We start from the raw sequence: 15,184 nt of genomic DNA, 5'->3' as shown, positions 1-15,184 counted from the left end.
ATCTACGTCCGCATAGCGGACTCCACATTCGGGGTGAGCGCCATGGGCGCGTAAGCGCCCATCCAGTACCCAAGCTTGCCCCGTACGACCAGCGGAGCTCTTCGAGGCAAGCGTGATGCCCGCGGTGAAATCATCGTCCGCGCAGCGGACTTCACATTCGGGGGTGACAGGGGGCTCGCTCCCTATGACCAGCGGAGATCTTTAAGGAGGAGCGTATGGCGGCCAATCCACCGGCGGCGTCCGAAGGCGGCCCGCAGCCTACCCTGGGCCTCACCGGCCTGACCGTGAACGCGATGGCGCTGATCGCGCCCGGCGCCTTCCTCTGGACGACGTTCCAGGCGCAGGCCACGCTGGCGAACGGCTCGAGCCGCACGGCGTCGGATATGTGGTTTGCGCTGATCGCCTCGATCGCGATCGCCTTTTTGACCGCGCTCTGCTACTCGGAGCTGGCAAACCTCTACCCGCGGGCCGGCGCCGGCTCGTCCTACTACTTCGCCGAGGCCGCCTTCCTCGACAAGGAGAAGGCGCACCATCAGCGCTGGGCACGCGCGGCGAAGATGACCGCCGGCTGGATCTCGCACCTCTACTACTGGGTCTATCCGGGCATCCTCGTCGCGTTTATCGCCACGCTGATCGTCTACGTCGTCGGGTTGTACAGCTCGACGGCGGTAAACATCAACGTCCAGATGCTGATCGCGGTTGTCGCGGCGGCATTGATCGGCTTTATCGCCCTGCGCGGCATCAACGGCTCGACGATGACGGCGCTGGCGATCAACGTGATCCAGCTCGTGACGCTGCTGCTCGTCTCGGTGCTGGCGATCGTGTTCCGCGCCACGCACGGCGGCCTGCAGTACGAGCACAGCGGCGTGATCGACGTGCTCACGCCGCACCACTTCAGCAGCGTGGTCTACCAGGGGACGATCGCGATCCTGTTGCTGGTCGGCTTCGAGTCGGTGACGGCGCTGGGCGCCGAGGCGAAGAACCCGAAGCGCCACATCCGCCAGGCGATCCTGCTCTCGCTCACGATCCAGGGCATCTTCGCCTACCTGTTCGAGTACTTCGCCGCCAACTACTTCATTGGCAGCCACATCGTCGGCACGGCGCCAGACGCCAACACGCCCGCGCCAACCGGCTATGCCGCGGCCGCGGCCTCCGGATCGCCGCTGGGTGACTTCCTCAAGTACATGGGCGATCACTGGTTCAGCAACCTCGGCATCGCCTTCGCCACGATCGTGGCGGTCACGGTGGTGCTGGCGCTGGTGGGCAGCATCCTCTCGGCGATGAACACCGGCGTGCGCATCACCTACGTGATGGGCCGTGACAAGGAGATGCCGGGCCTGCTCGGCTTCCTGCACGGCAAGTACGCCACGCCGCACTACGGCGTGCTGTGCATGGTGATCGTCTCGGCGTTGTTCGGCGCCTACGGCGTGCGCAGCGCCGACAACCTGCTGCAGATCACGCTCGCCTCCAACGTCGGCACCTTTATCCTGTACGGCTTCACCTGCCTGGTGACGCTCGTGGCCTTTTGGAGCCATGCCGACCGCGACTTCCTGCGGCACAAGATCGTTCCGGCCGCCGGCGCGGTGCTGAACATCTTCATGATGCTCGCCGTGTTCTACATCGCCCTTTCGGCGGGCGGCAACTCGGCCCAGGACGGCCAGATGGCGATCCTGATCGTCGGCGTGTGGGTGGTGCTGGGCATCCTCTGGTTCGTCTGGAACTCGGCGCGGCAGGGCCGCTCCATGCTCAGCGCCTCGGTGCAGACGGGGGCGTAGGCGGTCGGCCCTCACCCTCACCCCCGACCCCTCTCCCTCTCCCAATCGTGTATATCGCGTGGAACGCGATGGTACATCGAGAGAGGGAGAGGGGCGATCATTGGCAGGAAGTTCCGGGGCGGGATTGGGTTAGCAGGCTGCTGCGGGAGCGCACCGCCAGCGCCTTTCGCGCCGTCGGTCGCGCCTGCGGCGCGTCGTACCGTCCGGCGCCGCCTCGCGCCAGCGCTACCGGATCGCCCCTCTCTCCCATACGCGCTTGAACAGCCGCGGATCTCCTCCAGATTGGGTTAGGGAAAGTGGGGACGGGGGAGCGAGGGAGCTCATCTGTGCTCAGCGCGCCAGGCCTTGCAGGAGCAGCTCCAGGCCCGCGGCGGCGAAAGCCTGCATGTTGCGCAGACGGTCGGCGTCGCCGGTCTCCAGCGTAATCGCGCGTTCGCTCGCGCCGGCGAGCGCGAGGCAGCTGTGGCCGGCGGCGTCGCCGTAGCGGTTGCCCGTGGGGCCGGTGGCGCCGCTCTCGCTTAAGCCCCAACTCGCGGCGAAGCGCTCACGCGCCGTGCGCGCCAGCAGCAGCGCGTACGGCTCGGTTGAGGCGCGCATGCCGCTGAGCGCCTCGTCCGGAATCGCCAGCAGCGCCGTGCGCGCCGCGTGCGTATAGACGACGGCGCCGCCAAGAAAGTAGGCCGAGGCGCCGGGCACGGCGAGCAGCGCCGCCGCGATCAGCCCGCCGGTGGACGACTCGGCCACGGCGATCGTCTCGCGCCGCTCCTTGAGCAGCGCCGCGGCTTTTTCGGCCAGCGGCAGCAGTTCGTTCAGCATCGCGTCCTCCGGGGACATCGGGCGGCAGCCATCGGCGCCGATGGGCTCAGATCAGCGCCGCCGGCTGCAGCTTGAACTCTTCGAGGAACTGGGGAATGTGGTCGATGCGGCCGGTGATCGTCTTTGGCTCGCTGCGGGCGATGAAGCAGACCGCCTCCGCGATCATCTCGACGGGCGACTCGCGGTCGCGGGTGTTCTGGTTGGTGATGCCGAGGAACTCGGTGCCGGGCGTCTTGACGAGGCCGGGGGAGATCGCGTTCACCGCCACGTTGTCGCCGTAAACTTCCGAGGCGAAGCCGGTGGAGAAGCGTTCCATCGCCGCCTTGCACATGCCGTAGACCGTGCCGCCGCGCGCGGCCGCCGCCGTGTAGGGCTGCTGCGGGTGGTAGGCGGCGCCGGAGGAGATGTAGATGATGTGGCCGCGGCCCTTCGCCTTCATGCCGGGATAGACGAGCTGTGCCAGCTCCGTGGGGCCGAAGACCTGCACCTCGAACATCAGCCGCAGCCGCTTTTCGACGAACTCGGCCGTGGGCGCGTAGTAGGTGACGGCCGCGTTGTTGACGAGGAGATCGACCGGGCCGTAGGCCGCCTGCGCCTGCTCGATCAGGCGGTGACGGTCTTCGCTGCGCGAGAGATCGGCCCTGATCGCCTGCGCCTCGCCGCCGGCGTCGCGGATGTGCTTGACGGTCTCGGTGATCGTGCCGGGCAGCGGGTGCTCGCTCTGCTCCACGGTGCGGGCCGCGACCACGACTTTGGCGCCCTCCATCGCCAGGCGGCGGGCGATCGCCTCGCCGATGCCGCGGCTCGCGCCGGTGACGACCGCGACGCGCCCGGCCAGGGCGCCGTTGGGGTTAACCTTCGCCTCACTCATCGCCTCGCTCCCGTTCTGCGTGTTTGCCGCCCGGCGGCCGCTGCCGTACCGGGTCGGGCTGCGCGCCAGCGCCAGCATAGCGGAATCGGGCCCGTAGCGTGCCGGCGTGGCTAATTCCCGCAACGACCTGCCGTCGCCAGGTCACAGGCCCCCCGTCTTCGCGATCTGCGTCGCGGCGCCGCCTCGCCCTTGCCCGCCGGCGGCGCGTCGATGCGTTCGGTGATGGAACAGCTCGGGCATTCGCAGATCAGTCTGACAATGAACACCTAAGTGCGCCTTGCGCCCGAGCTGTTGCGCGACAACGCGGCCAGGCTGAACGAGGCGCTGGGCGGTTCCGCTACGGGCTGACAGCAACCGGCCGCCCGGTTGCTGTCAGCGTTGGTATCAAATCCACGGACGCGAAGAAAAAACGCCCCGAATCCAGGGCGTTTCACGCGTGAATCCCGGTAGCAGGGGAGGGATTCGAACCCCCGACCAAGGGCTTATGAGTCCCCTGCTCTACCGCTGAGCTACCCTGCCAGGCGCGATCGATCGTAGCAAGCGCCCGCTTGGGGCGTCAAACACGGCGGCGCTGCTCAACCCCAGCGCGGCTCTGCCGTGGGGTCGATGCCCAGCGCCGCCTTGCCCAGCCACTCGCGCGTCACGTCCTGGCTGATCGGATGGAAGGTGCCGGCGCGCACGTCGCGGTAATAGCGCTCCAAAGGCGTCTTCTTGTACAGCCCCAGCCCGCCGACGATGCCCATCGCCTTGTTTACGACCTCGATCGCATTGGGCGTGGCGAAGTATTTCGGCTGCAACAAGCGCACCATGCCCGCCATCGTGTGGTGCTCGCCGCGCATCCACTCTTCGGCCACCGTGTGCGTCAGCGCCCGCGCCGTGGCCAGCATCACGTCCATGTCCGCCAGCGCGAACTGCACCGCCGGCATATGCGCAATGCTGCGCGCCAAAACCGACGGCCGCCGCTGCTTCGCGTACTCCACGGCGAAGTTGCGCGCCGCCGTGGCCACGCCCGTGTAGACCGAGGCGATGCTGACGCTGAACCAGGCGAACAGCGCCAGGCCGCGCTCGTCGAAGTCGCCCGCCGGCCGCTTCTCGACCAGCATCAGCTCCGGCACCAGGCAGTCGCTCAGCTTCAGGTCGTGGCTGCCCGTGGCGCGCATGCCCAGCGCGTCCCAGGTCTCGATAATCTCCAACCCGGGCGTGCCCTTGGGAATGGCGAAGGTGCCGACTTCGTCCGGGGCGCCGTCCGTGCCGGGCACGGTGGCGCTGACGAGGAAGAAGTTCATCGCCGGCGCCATGCTGGCGAACATCTTGCGGCCGTTGAGCTTGTAGAAGCCGGGCAGGTGCTCCGCTTTCGTCACGGGGAAGCCCCAATTGCCGCCGGACTCCGGCTCCGTCAGGCTGCCGCCCAAGAGCCAGCCGTTGTCCGCCACCGACTTCAAGATCAACTGCCGCGCCGCGTCGTCGGGCAGGCCGCCTTCGAGCAGGGCGCCGATGCCGAACAGGTGCATGTTCACGGCCACCGCCGTCGAGCCGTCGCCCTGCGCCAGCCGCTCCTGGCAGCAGGCGAAGTCGAGCAGGCTGGCGCCGAGGCCGCCCAGGCTCTCGGGGATCGTCAGCGCGAGATATTTGGTCTCGCGCATCTTCTGAAAATTTTCGAAGGGGAAGGTGTTCTCGCGGTCGTGCTCGGCTGCCCGTGTGGCGAAGTCGTCCGCCAGCTCACCGGCGAGCGCCACGAGCCGGGCGCGTTTCTCCAGCGCGGGGTCCGCGGTGGTCGTCATGTCCTCTGCCTCGGCGCCTGCACGGCGCTGCCTCTGAATCGAGTCTAGTAAGCGCTCGTTTGAGCGGTCAATCGCACGTGGTGCGGTGCGGTCGGGTTGCTATGCTGGCCGCATGATGCAGCCCTTCGGCAGCGATCGCCTCGGTCGCGACGGTACGGCCGACGGCCCGGCGATCGAGACGCACGGCCTCGGCAAGCGCTTCGGCGAGACGGTTGCGCTGCGCGACCTCGACCTGCGCGTCGCGCGCGGCGAGATCGTCGGCTTCCTCGGCCCCAACGGCGCCGGCAAGACCACGACGATGCGCATGCTCGCCGCGCTGCTGAAACCGAGCGCGGGCACGATCCGTATCGGCGGTGTCGATGTGCTGCAGCAGCCGCTGGCGGCGCGGCGCGTGGTCGGTTTCGTGCCGGAGACGCCGTTCCTGTACGAGAAGCTGACGGGGCGCGAGTTTCTGAGCTTCACCGCGGGCCTCTTCGGCGTGAAGGATCCCTCCTCCCAGATCGAGCGCCTGCTGCGCCTGTTCGAGCTGGAGGAACGCGGCGACGACCTCGTCGAGGGCTACTCGCGCGGCATGCGCCAGAAGCTCGGCCTTGCCGGCGTGCTGCTGCACGAGCCCGAGGTGCTGCTGCTCGACGAGCCGACCAACGCGCTCGATCCGCGCAGCGCCCGCACGGTCAAAGACCTGCTGCTCGGCCTGCGCGACCGCGGCCGCGCGGTGCTGCTCTCCACCCACGTGCTGGAGATCGCCGAGCAGCTCTGCGACCGCGTGGCGATCATCGATGCAGGCGCCCTGATCGCGTCGGGCACGCTGGCCGAGCTGCGCCAGCGCACCGGCGCCGGTGACGCCAGCCTCGAAGACGTCTTCCTGCGCCTCACCGGCGGCAACGAGGAGCGCGAGCTGGCGCGCTACCTGGCGGGCTGAGCGCCGGAGGGGATGCGGCGATGTTGCTGCTGATCCTGCGCACGCGGCTGAAGATCTGGCGGCGTTCGTTGGGCGCGCGGCGCGGCCTGGCGCGCTATGGCCCGGCCTTCAGCGCGATCATCTCTCTGGTCGTCGGCGCGTTCACCCTGCTCGGCGGCGCCGGCATTGCCTCCGCCACAAAGGATCAGTACCCCGGCCGCGAGGCGGACCTGCTGCTGCTGCCCTTTCTGGCGCTGCTACTGTTCGTGCTGCTCAGCGGCATCGGCACGGCGCTCAACGAGCTGTTCGTCGCCTCCGACATCGAGCTGTTGCTGACGGCGCCGCTGCCGGATCTCGTGCTCTTCGCGCTCAAGCTGTTCGATACCACCTATCCGTCGCTGCTGACGGCTGCCTGGATCGCCTGCTCGCTCGCCGGCTTCGGGATCGGCACAGGCGCGTCGCCGCTGTTCTACGCCGCGGCGCTGCTGTCCTGCCTGCTGCTCACCGCGCTGCTGGCGGCGTTTAACCTGGGCCTCGTGCTGCTGCTGGCGCGCGTCTTCCCGGCGAAGCGGCTGCGCGAGGCGGTGCTGCTGGCCGGCAGCGCCCTGGGCGTGGGCGTCTGGTTGCTCTGGTACGCCTCCAGCCGCCGCGGCCTCTTCAGTCAGAACTCGCTGGACAAGGTCTCGGCGCTGGGCGGCTGGGTGCGCTGGACGCCGCCCGGCTGGGCCGCCGCGCTCGCCGCCGAGAGCTACCGCGGCCGCTGGCTGCAGGCGGGAGTCGCGCTCGTCGCGCTGGCGGGGTGCCTGGCGCTGCTCGTTGCCGTCGCCTACGCCCTGTTCACCCGCGTCTTCCTCAGCGGCTGGTCGAGCGCGCGGGAGGCCGGCCCACGGCGGCGACGGAGCCGCGCCGCCGCGCCCGCCCGCACCCACTCCGTGGCCCTCTCGATCGCGATCAAGGACTGGCGCACGACGCTGCGTGACTGGCCCTATCTCAGCACGTTGCTGCCCTCGCTGGCCTACGCGATCGGCTATCCCTTCATTCTCGTTCGCCTGCCGGCCGGCCACGGCGCCGCTGCACACTGGCTCAGCCTGGCGCCGCTGCCGATCGTGCCGCTGCTGATGACGCCGGTGCCGGCGCTGGCCGCCGTAAGCCGCGAGGGCCCCGCCTTCGACGTGCTGCGCGCCGCGCCGCTTGAACCCGGCGGCCTGCTGCTGGGCAAGACGATCGCCGTGGCCACGCCGGTGGCCGTGCTGACCGCGCTGGCGGGCATGGCGCTCGCCTTCTTGCACCAGGCGCCGGCTGGCGCCCTGATCGTGGCGGCGCTGGGCGGCGCCTGGCTGGCCGCGGGTTGCAGCGCGGCCGGCGTGGCCGTCGGCGCCTTCCAGCCGCGCTTCGACCAGGCGGCCACGCGCGGCCACCAGAGCGGCCTCTCGGCGGGCTGTCTGCTGTACACGGGCGTGGCGCTGCTGTTCATGACGGGCAGCGTGGCGCTGGCCGCCGCCGCGATCCTCGCGGCGCTGAGCAGGCTCGGCGGCGCGGGCACCCATGTCATGGTCGCCGGGATCGGCCTCGTGCTGTTCGCCATCGGCCTCAGCGCCGTGCTGGCCGTGGCCGGCGTCGCCCTTGACCGGCTGCGGCGGCTGCTGGAGCCGCAGGACGTCTGAGCCGCGGCGACGGGCTGGTGCGGCGGCAGCGATCGGCCGGCCGCTCATGACCTCCGCGGGTCACGGTCGGGCTTGCGACGGCGACGGGCGACACGGTACAACAGCGGCATGCCCGCGGCGCCGTGGTCGCCGCGCACACGGAAGGGGAGTGGCTGCACACGACCGTCTATCTCGCCCTGCTGCGCGGCATTAACGTCGGCGGCCACGCAACGGTCGCCATGACCGACCTGCGCGGGCTGCTGGCGGACCTCGGCTTCGCCGACGTGCGCTCGCTGCTGCAAACCGGCAATCTCGTCTTCCGCGGCGAGCAGTCGGCGGCCGCGGAGATCGAACGGCGACTGGAGCTGGAAGCGGCCCGGCGGCTCGATCTGCACACCGATTTCATGGTTCGTAGCGCCGAAGAGTTGACCGGTGTGATCGATGACAATCCCTTCCCCGATCTCGCCGCGCACGACCCCGCCCATCTCGTCGTCATGTTTCTGAAGCATGCACCTGGCGACGCGGCCGTGGCGGCGCTGCGTGCGGCGATTACTGGCCGAGAGACCGTCAGCTCCGGCGGTCGCCACGCCTACATCAGCTATCCAGACGGGATCGGCCGCTCGCGGCTGACGAACACGCTGATCGAGGCGAAGCTCGGCACGCGCGGCACGGGCCGCAACTGGAACACCGTGCGCAAACTGGCCGCGCTGGCCCGGACCTGAGCGGGGCGGGGCGCCGTACGAACGAACGTTCAAGATTCCTGCACGCCGGCGTATACTGGTTATGTATGCCAATCAGCAAGTTCGCAGACCAACTCAAGGCGCTGCCGGCCAAGCCGGGCGTCTACATCATGAAGAACGACGCCGGCGAGGTGATCTACGTCGGCAAGGCCACGCGGCTGAAGGACCGCGTGCGCTCCTATTTCGGCTCACCGCGCAGCCTGGAGGCGAAGACGCGGCGGCTGGTCAAGCAGATCGCCGACTTCGAGTACATTCTCTGCCGCAGCGAGCAGGAGGCGTTGATCCTCGAATCGACGCTGGTGAAGAAGCACCAGCCCTTCTTCAACATTCGCCTCAAGGACGACAAGCACTACCCCTATCTCAAGGTTGACCTGCAGGATCCGTGGCCGCGCGTCTACATCACGCGCAAGGTCGAGAACGACGGCTCGCGCTACTTCGGGCCGTACGCCAGCGCCGGCTCCGTGCGGCTCACGCTCGACCTGGTCAAAAAGCTCTTCCCCTGGCGGTCGTGTACCAAGACGATCACCGGCGTCGACCCGCGCCCCTGCCTCGACTACTACATCCACCGCTGCATCGCGCCCTGCACCTCGTACTGCACCAAAGAGGAGTACGACGCGGTGATCCAGCAGGTGATCAAGTTCCTCGAAGGGCGCACCCAAGAAGTCGTGGACGAGCTCTCCGGCAAGATGGAGGAAGCGTCCGAGGAGTACGACTACGAGCGCGCGGCGATGTACCGCGACCAGATCAAGGCCGTGCAGCGGGTGATGGAACGCCAGCAAATGGCGACGACGAAGCCCGTGGACTGGGACGTGTTCGGCATCACCCGCGCCGACGACGAGGCCTGCGTGCAGGTCTTCTTCGTGCGCGGCACGAAGGTGATCGGCCGCGACCACTTCGAGCTGCAGGGCACGCGCGAGGAGCGCGACGCATCGGTGCTGCAGAGCTTCCTGCAGCAGTTTTATGAGTCGGCCGTCTACATTCCCGCCGAGATCCTGCTGCCGGTCGAGCCGGCGGACCGGGCGTTGATCGAGGACTGGCTGAGTGAGAAGCGCGGCAAGAAGGTGAGCGTCGCGGCGCCGCAGCGGGGCGAGAAGAAGCAGCTCGTGGACCTCGCCAACGAGAACGCGCGCGAGACGCTGGAGATGCTGCGCGTGAAGTGGCTGGCGGACAAGGGCAAGACCGGCGCGGCGCTGGACGAGCTGCGCGACGAGCTGGACCTGCCCAAAGCGCCGCGCCGCATCGAATGCTACGACATCTCGCACACGCAGGGCACGAACCAGGTCGCGAGCATGGTCGTTTTCATCGACGGCCACCCGCGGTCCAGCGAGTACCGCCGCTTCAAGATTAAGCACGGCGACGGCAACAACGACGTGGAGAGCATGGCCGAAGTCCTGCGCCGCCGCTTCAAGCGGGCCGTGGCCGCGCGCGAGGCCAAAGACAATGACGAGGCCGCGGCCGAGAACGCCAAATGGGCGGAGCTGCCCGACCTGCTGCTGATCGACGGCGGCAAGCCGCAGCTGGGCGCGGCGCTGGACGTGCTGCGCGACCTGGGCCTGGGCGACGTGCCGGCGGCGGGCCTGGCGAAGGAGAACGAGGAGCTGTTCGTCTCCGACGCGAGCGAGCCGGCGATCCTGCCACGCACCTCGCAGGCGCTCTATCTCGTGCAGCGCATCCGCGACGAGGCGCACCGCTTCGCCATCACCTTCCACCGCCAGGTGCGGCAGAAGACGAGCATCAAGTCGGCGCTGGACGAGATCCCCGGCATCGGCCCCACGCGCAAGCAGGCGCTGATCAAGAAGTTCGGCTCCGTGCGCGGCATCCGCGAGGCCAGCGTGGACGACCTCAGCGGCACGCCCGGCATCACCCGCGCCGTGGCCGAGCGGGTGAAGGCGGCGCTGTAGGCTGCGCGGCGTTCCTGCCGATCAGCGCACCGACTCCTCTGGCTATACTCAGCACATGAGGTGGCTCTGACGTGGCGCGCATGGGAGCACAGCAATGGTCGCGGATTTGGTAGATCGGCGCTTCACGCTCGAAGAGTACGAGCGCATGGTCGAGGCGGGCATCTTCGACGAGGATGAGCACATCGAGCTGCTCGATGGGAGGATCGTCTGCATGACGGCGATGGGAGCCCGCCACTCCGTTTGCGTGATGGACCTGCACGACTGGTTCTACGATCGAGTACGCGGCCGGGCGAAGGTGCGCACGCAGATTCCGATCCGCCTGCCGCCGAGGGCTTCGCCGGAGCCGGACGTAGCGCTCGTGCGGCTTCGGGCCGATAACTATCGCTCCGGGCACCCCAACCCGGAGGATGTGCTGCTGGTGATCGAGGAGGCGGACTCCTCGCTGGCGATCGATCGCTTCGAGAAGCTGCCGCTGTACGCCGCGGCCGGCATTCCCGAGGCATGGATCTTTGACCTGAATGGCGACCGGGCGCTGGTAAACCGCGAGCCGCGCGGGACGGGGTCTACACCAGCGTGACGATCGTGGAACGGGGCGGTACGCTCTCGCCGCTTGCCTTCCCGGATCTGACGCTGCCGCTGAACGCGTTGCTGGGACTGACCGCGGAGCAGGAGTGATCGCACGTTCAGCAAACCGTCCGAAACCTTCCGGATGAGTGCGAGACAACAAACAGCCCCCGGCCAGCGATTGGCCGGGGGCTGTGCGGTTCGACGGGACAACTACAACATTAGCTGGCGGCGCCGAGCTTGAGGGCGTCGATCGCCTCACTCGCCTGGCGGCGGTTGAGCTCGGCCGGCAGGCAGTGGTAGCGGCTGCGCACCCACTCCTCCAGCGTGCCGTCGTCCATCGCCTGGGCGCCGCGGGCGATCGCGTAGATCGCCTTGATCTGCGGCTCGGTGGCCGGGCGGTCCGTCCAGGCGCCGCCGCCGAGCTGGCCCTGCGCGACCGGCGCCGTGCCGTTGCTCTCGGGGGCGCGGCGGGCCGGCTGGGCCTGCGCTCGCGGTGGCTGCGCCTGGCCGCCGCGGGTGCTGCGGATGTCCACCGGCGCATCCACGACTTTGCCCTCGTCGCCACCAAAGTCGAAGTCCTCGCAGAACTGGGTGCCGAAGCCGAGCGCGGCCAGCGCCCGGCCCAGCGCCTTCGTCTCGGCCTTCTCGATGAAGTCACGCCAGTCGTCGGCTGTCTCGCTGCCCCAACCGGTGGCGCTGCCGCGGCCGGGCACGGCAACGTGCGCCTTGAACACGGCGAGGTTGCGGTCCAGGTCGAGCGTGGCCAGCTCGGTGGCGATCTCCGCGTCCGGATGCTCGCTGCGCAGCCAGAGCAGCCGCCACTTGACCTCCATGTAGTCCAGCTCGATCGTCTTCCACTGGCCGTCCGGCGTTTTCTGCCGGCGGCTGAGCTTGGTCAGGTAGCGGGCGGGGTCGAAGCCCGCGGCGGCCTGGTGGCCGGCGTGCTCCGTCTGTTTCTCCGCGGCTGGCGCCTGCTGCTCGCTCATCTCCTGCTCCTTCTATCCGATGCACGCGTACGCTGTTCATCCCAGCGCCATGAGCGTAGTATATAGAACACACGTTCTGAAGTCAACGCTTATGGTTGATTTTGCGGGTGTGGATCCGAAAAAAGAGTCACAGGGGGCTGTTATCTAATAACTACTTTGGTGTAATTCTATGGTAGCCTGTTGGACAGCACCCGCAGCGCCGCCGAGGCCGCGAGGAGGATCGCCGTGGAAGACGCCATCACCCACTTTCTGCAGTTCCTCACCGTCGAGAAGGGCGCCTCGCAAAACACCGTCGCCGCCTACCGCAACGACATCCAGCAGTTCGCGACCTTCTGCGCCGCCGGCCGCACCAACGGCAGCCGCCCGAGCTGGTCGCAGATCGACCGCCCGCGCATCCAGGAGTACCTGCGCAGCCTGCAACAGCGCGACTACGCCGACGCCACCGTCGCGCGCAAGGTGGCGGCGATCAAGTCGTTCTTCGGCTTCATGCACGCCGAGGGGATCACGCCCGGCGACCCGACGGAAAACCTGGCCTCGCCGCGCGTGGGCAAGTCGCTGCCCAAGCCGATCTCGCCGGAAGAGGTGGACGAGCTTTTGGAGCAACCGCTGCGCCGCGGCACGCCGGAGGCGAAGCGCGACAAGGCGATGCTGGAGCTGCTCTACGCCACCGGCATGCGCGTCACCGAGCTGGTCTCGCTGAACCTGACCGACATCATCCTCAACGACGGCACGGCCTACGTGCGCTGCCTGGGCAAGGGCGCCAAAGAACGCACGGTGCCGATCCACACACACGCCGCCGAGTCGCTGCTCATGTACCTGCGCGAGGCGCGGCGCAAGATGGTGCGCACGCCGGGCGAGAAGGCGCTGTTCGTCAACCGCCGCGGCGAGCGGCTGACGCGCCAGGGCTTCTGGCTGATCCTCAAGGGCTACGCCGAGTCGGCCCACCTGCGCGGCACGGTGACGCCGCACACGCTGCGCCACAGCTTCGCCACGCATATGCTGCGCGGCGGCGCGCCGCTGCGCCACGTTCAAGAACTGCTGGGCCACGCCAACATTTCGACCACCCAGGTCTACACCCAGCTTGCCAACGACCATGTGCGCGAGGTCTACGACCGGGCGCATCCGCGGGCGGTGTGAGCCGGCGTGGCCTCACCCCCAACCCCCTCTCCAGCGACTGGAGAGGGGGCTTTTGTGTGTGCGAATTGGCGCTGCGCGTTCGTTCATACAGGTGGTGTACCGTACGGCTTCTGGTATCCGTGTCGGATCAGTAGGAAGCGAGATGCAGCCGTGCGGCGAACTCTCGGCGTTGGGCTCGTTTGCGCCGCAGCCGTGCTCGCTTGTTGGGCGTACGGCGCGGACGCGCAGCAGCCGGCGCCCAGCCCCACACCCGCGCTGGCGTCCGATCCGGTCGCGGTGGTGCAGGCGTTCTTCGACGCGATCAATCGCGGCGACGCGGACGGCGCTGCCGCGCTGTTCACCGAAAGTCCCTATTATGACGGGCTGAATATCTGCCAGGCACCGAAACCCTGCACAACCAGGGAGGAAATTGCGTCCGGTCTGAGTACAGGAATTGTCCCCTACCGGCCAATTACTGTGGATCTGGAGCAAGTGGACCCCACCTCGGTCATCGCCCGTGGACAGGGGGAGTTAGGCCGTGTCAACGATGCATACTTCGAGGGTGTGCCCAGAAGTTGTGGAAGCACGGTGCAGGGATGAGACGGAGGCGAGGCGTGGCGATGCAGTAGGGTAACGAGGAAAACAGAGCGACCGACCGTAGTGAGGACGGTCGGTCGCGCAGGAAGGGGCCGATGACTTCCCGCCTTCCCGTCGTGATCGTACTGCCTGCCCTCGCCCGTGCCGCAAGTGCCCTGGCCAGCGAGCTCAGCCGCTTTGCCGGTGAGCACCCCGAGTGCAGCCTGGACGCGTTGGAGAACGCCGTGCTGGGCGCCCTGCGCACGGCGGCGCCTGCCTTGCTCGCGGCGACGCTGGCAGGCAGTCATCGCCGCCTCCAGGACACCAGTGTGGCCCCGCCGCCACGCTGCCCGCAGTGTCACCAGCCGGCGGCGGTGCATGACTGGCGCCCGCGCACGCTGCAGACCCGTGCCGGGCCGCTGCAGTTCGCGCGGCCCTGGGCGCAGTGCGGGCCCTGCGGCCACGGCTTCAGCCCCACCGATACCGCGTTGGGGCTTGCCGGACCGCAACGCCTGAGTGCGGGGCTGCGCCAGCTCCTCGTCGCCCTCGGTGGCGAGACGAGCTTTCGTGCGGCCGCGCGCCTGCTGACCCAGACCACCGGCCTCGTCGTCAGCGCGGAGACGGTGCGCAGCGTGACCGAAGCCGCCGGGGCCGTCGCGCTGGCGCAGCAGGCGCAGCAGGCCGCGCACGTCGCGCAGACGGCGACGGCCCCAGCACCCCACGCGCCCGCGCCGGATCAACTCGTGGCGGAAGCGGACGGGGTGATGGTGCGCTTTCAGGACGGCTGGCATGAGGTCAAGGTCGGGGTCGTGGGTGGGTGGGACACCGTGGCCGCACAGCAGGGACCGGCGCCGCACCTGCAGGCGCCGAGCTATGTGGCGCTGCGGGGGCAGCCGGCCGTCTTCGGGGCGCAGTGGGGCGCGGAGGCGGCGCGGCGTGGGGCCGTGGACGTGGTGGGCTGGTACGGGCGGGGGAACCGTCTGGCACGCTTGCGGCACGCCGTCGTGATCGGCGATGGCGCGGCCTGGATCTGGGAGCAGGCCGCGGCGCAGTTCGGCGACCGTACGGAGATCGTGGACTTCTACCACGCCTGCGAACACCTGACGACCGTGGCGGGGCTGCTGGCGGGCGTGGGCAGTGCCGCGGCGACGGCGTGGGCGACCGCACGGCGGGAGGAACTGCGGAGCCAGGGGGTGGCCGCCATTCTGCCGCACCTGGCCACGCCCACCGGGCTCGACGCCGGGGCGGCGGCCAAGCTGCGCACGGAGCGGGGCTACTTCAGCGGGAATGCCGCGCGGATGCAGTACCCGGCGTTTCGTGCAGCAGGCTTGCCGATCGGCTCGGGGGCGGTGGAGAGCAGTGCCCGGCATGTCATCCAACAGCGGCTCAAGCGGGCCGGGGCACGCTGGTCGGATGCTGGCGGCCAGGTCATGGTTGCACTCCGCGCCCAGCACGCCACGCAACTCGCCCAGGCCGCCTAATCACTTGACCCATTACAACTTGTCACACCC

Annotated in this window: 13 protein-coding genes and 1 tRNA gene; 9 read left to right on the top strand and 5 right to left on the bottom strand. The window is 68.9% G+C overall.

All coding sequences use genetic code 11. The annotated features are described in order from the left end of the window. Positions 1-215: 215 nt before the first annotated feature. The gene (locus tag VKV26_02455; protein HLZ68749.1) at positions 216-1,775 is read left to right on the top strand and encodes an APC family permease; all 1,560 of its coding nucleotides are present in this window, start codon (positions 216-218) and stop codon (positions 1,773-1,775) included. A gap of 330 nt (positions 1,776-2,105) precedes the next feature. Here the strand turns inward: VKV26_02455 and VKV26_02450 are convergent, their stop codons facing one another. The 4 genes from VKV26_02450 to VKV26_02435 form a co-directional block, all read right to left on the bottom strand. After that, positions 2,106-2,588 (bottom strand): CinA family protein, encoded by a 483-nt coding sequence (locus tag VKV26_02450; GenBank protein ID HLZ68748.1) that lies wholly within the window; start codon positions 2,586-2,588, stop codon positions 2,106-2,108. A gap of 49 nt (positions 2,589-2,637) precedes the next feature. Beyond that, positions 2,638-3,462, bottom strand: a complete 825-nt coding sequence (locus VKV26_02445) for an SDR family NAD(P)-dependent oxidoreductase (GenBank protein HLZ68747.1) — start codon at positions 3,460-3,462, stop codon at positions 2,638-2,640. A gap of 447 nt (positions 3,463-3,909) precedes the next feature. Next, positions 3,910-3,981: transfer RNA gene (locus VKV26_02440), tRNA-Met, on the bottom strand. Positions 3,982-4,037: 56 nt separating this feature from the next. After that, positions 4,038-5,243 carry an acyl-CoA dehydrogenase family protein gene (locus VKV26_02435; protein HLZ68746.1) on the bottom strand — a complete coding sequence of 402 codons (1,206 nt, stop codon included), beginning with the start codon at positions 5,241-5,243 and terminating at the stop codon, positions 4,038-4,040. A gap of 112 nt (positions 5,244-5,355) precedes the next feature. Between VKV26_02435 and VKV26_02430 the strand changes: the two genes are divergently transcribed. From VKV26_02430 to VKV26_02410, 5 genes are all read left to right on the top strand, one after another. Further along, on the top strand, positions 5,356-6,165 hold the full coding sequence (locus VKV26_02430) for an ABC transporter ATP-binding protein (GenBank protein ID HLZ68745.1): 810 nt from the start codon (positions 5,356-5,358) through the stop codon (positions 6,163-6,165). A 20-nt stretch (positions 6,166-6,185) separates the two neighbouring features. Further along, complete coding sequence (locus VKV26_02425; protein ID HLZ68744.1) at positions 6,186-7,808, top strand: putative ABC exporter domain-containing protein; 1,623 nt, start codon at positions 6,186-6,188, stop codon at positions 7,806-7,808. 122 nt (positions 7,809-7,930) lie between these two features. Beyond that, positions 7,931-8,509, top strand: a complete 579-nt coding sequence (locus VKV26_02420) for a DUF1697 domain-containing protein (protein ID HLZ68743.1) — start codon at positions 7,931-7,933, stop codon at positions 8,507-8,509. Positions 8,510-8,574: 65 nt separating this feature from the next. After that, a complete protein-coding gene (gene uvrC, locus VKV26_02415; GenBank protein HLZ68742.1) occupies positions 8,575-10,428 on the top strand; it encodes an excinuclease ABC subunit UvrC in 1,854 nt (617 codons plus the stop codon). Positions 10,429-10,522: 94 nt separating this feature from the next. Next, positions 10,523-11,005: a Uma2 family endonuclease gene (locus VKV26_02410; protein HLZ68741.1), complete on the top strand. Its 483-nt coding sequence runs from the start codon at positions 10,523-10,525 to the stop codon at positions 11,003-11,005. A gap of 208 nt (positions 11,006-11,213) precedes the next feature. Here the strand turns inward: VKV26_02410 and VKV26_02405 are convergent, their stop codons facing one another. Next, positions 11,214-11,981, bottom strand: coding sequence for a hypothetical protein (locus VKV26_02405; protein HLZ68740.1), 768 nt, complete (start codon positions 11,979-11,981; stop codon positions 11,214-11,216). Between the two features lie 225 nt (positions 11,982-12,206). Between VKV26_02405 and xerD the strand changes: the two genes are divergently transcribed. The 3 genes from xerD to VKV26_02390 all read left to right on the top strand — a co-directional run bounded on the left by xerD (position 12,207) and on the right by VKV26_02390 (position 15,154). Continuing rightward, entirely contained in the window at positions 12,207-13,118 is a 912-nt protein-coding gene (gene xerD, locus VKV26_02400; GenBank protein HLZ68739.1) for a site-specific tyrosine recombinase XerD, read from the top strand. 276 nt (positions 13,119-13,394) lie between these two features. Continuing rightward, positions 13,395-13,697, top strand: coding sequence for a nuclear transport factor 2 family protein (locus tag VKV26_02395; GenBank protein HLZ68738.1), 303 nt, complete (start codon positions 13,395-13,397; stop codon positions 13,695-13,697). A 92-nt stretch (positions 13,698-13,789) separates the two neighbouring features. Then, entirely contained in the window at positions 13,790-15,154 is a 1,365-nt protein-coding gene (locus VKV26_02390) for an ISKra4 family transposase (protein HLZ68737.1), read from the top strand. Positions 15,155-15,184: the final 30 nt, after the last annotated feature.

It is taken from the genome of Dehalococcoidia bacterium (assembly GCA_035310145.1).
GTDB lineage: Bacteria > Chloroflexota > Dehalococcoidia > CAUJGQ01 > CAUJGQ01 > CALFMN01.
Note: the sequence above shows the minus strand (reverse complement) of the source record. Positions and strands in the feature narration are given on the sequence as shown.

Excerpts from the sequence above, each read along its gene's own strand:
- VKV26_02455 (HLZ68749.1), top strand. The coding sequence starts at position 216 with ATGGCGGCCAATCCACCGGCGGCGTCCGAAGGCGGCCCGCAGCCTACC.
- VKV26_02445 (HLZ68747.1), bottom strand. The coding sequence starts at position 3,462 with ATGAGTGAGGCGAAGGTTAACCCCAACGGCGCCCTGGCCGGGCGCGTC.
- VKV26_02435 (HLZ68746.1), bottom strand. The coding sequence starts at position 5,243 with ATGACGACCACCGCGGACCCCGCGCTGGAGAAACGCGCCCGGCTCGTG.
- VKV26_02430 (HLZ68745.1), top strand. The coding sequence starts at position 5,356 with ATGATGCAGCCCTTCGGCAGCGATCGCCTCGGTCGCGACGGTACGGCC.
- VKV26_02425 (HLZ68744.1), top strand. The coding sequence starts at position 6,186 with ATGTTGCTGCTGATCCTGCGCACGCGGCTGAAGATCTGGCGGCGTTCG.
- uvrC (HLZ68742.1), top strand. The coding sequence starts at position 8,575 with ATGCCAATCAGCAAGTTCGCAGACCAACTCAAGGCGCTGCCGGCCAAG.
- VKV26_02410 (HLZ68741.1), top strand. The coding sequence starts at position 10,523 with ATGGTCGCGGATTTGGTAGATCGGCGCTTCACGCTCGAAGAGTACGAG.
- VKV26_02405 (HLZ68740.1), bottom strand. The coding sequence starts at position 11,981 with ATGAGCGAGCAGCAGGCGCCAGCCGCGGAGAAACAGACGGAGCACGCC.
- VKV26_02390 (HLZ68737.1), top strand. The coding sequence starts at position 13,790 with ATGACTTCCCGCCTTCCCGTCGTGATCGTACTGCCTGCCCTCGCCCGT.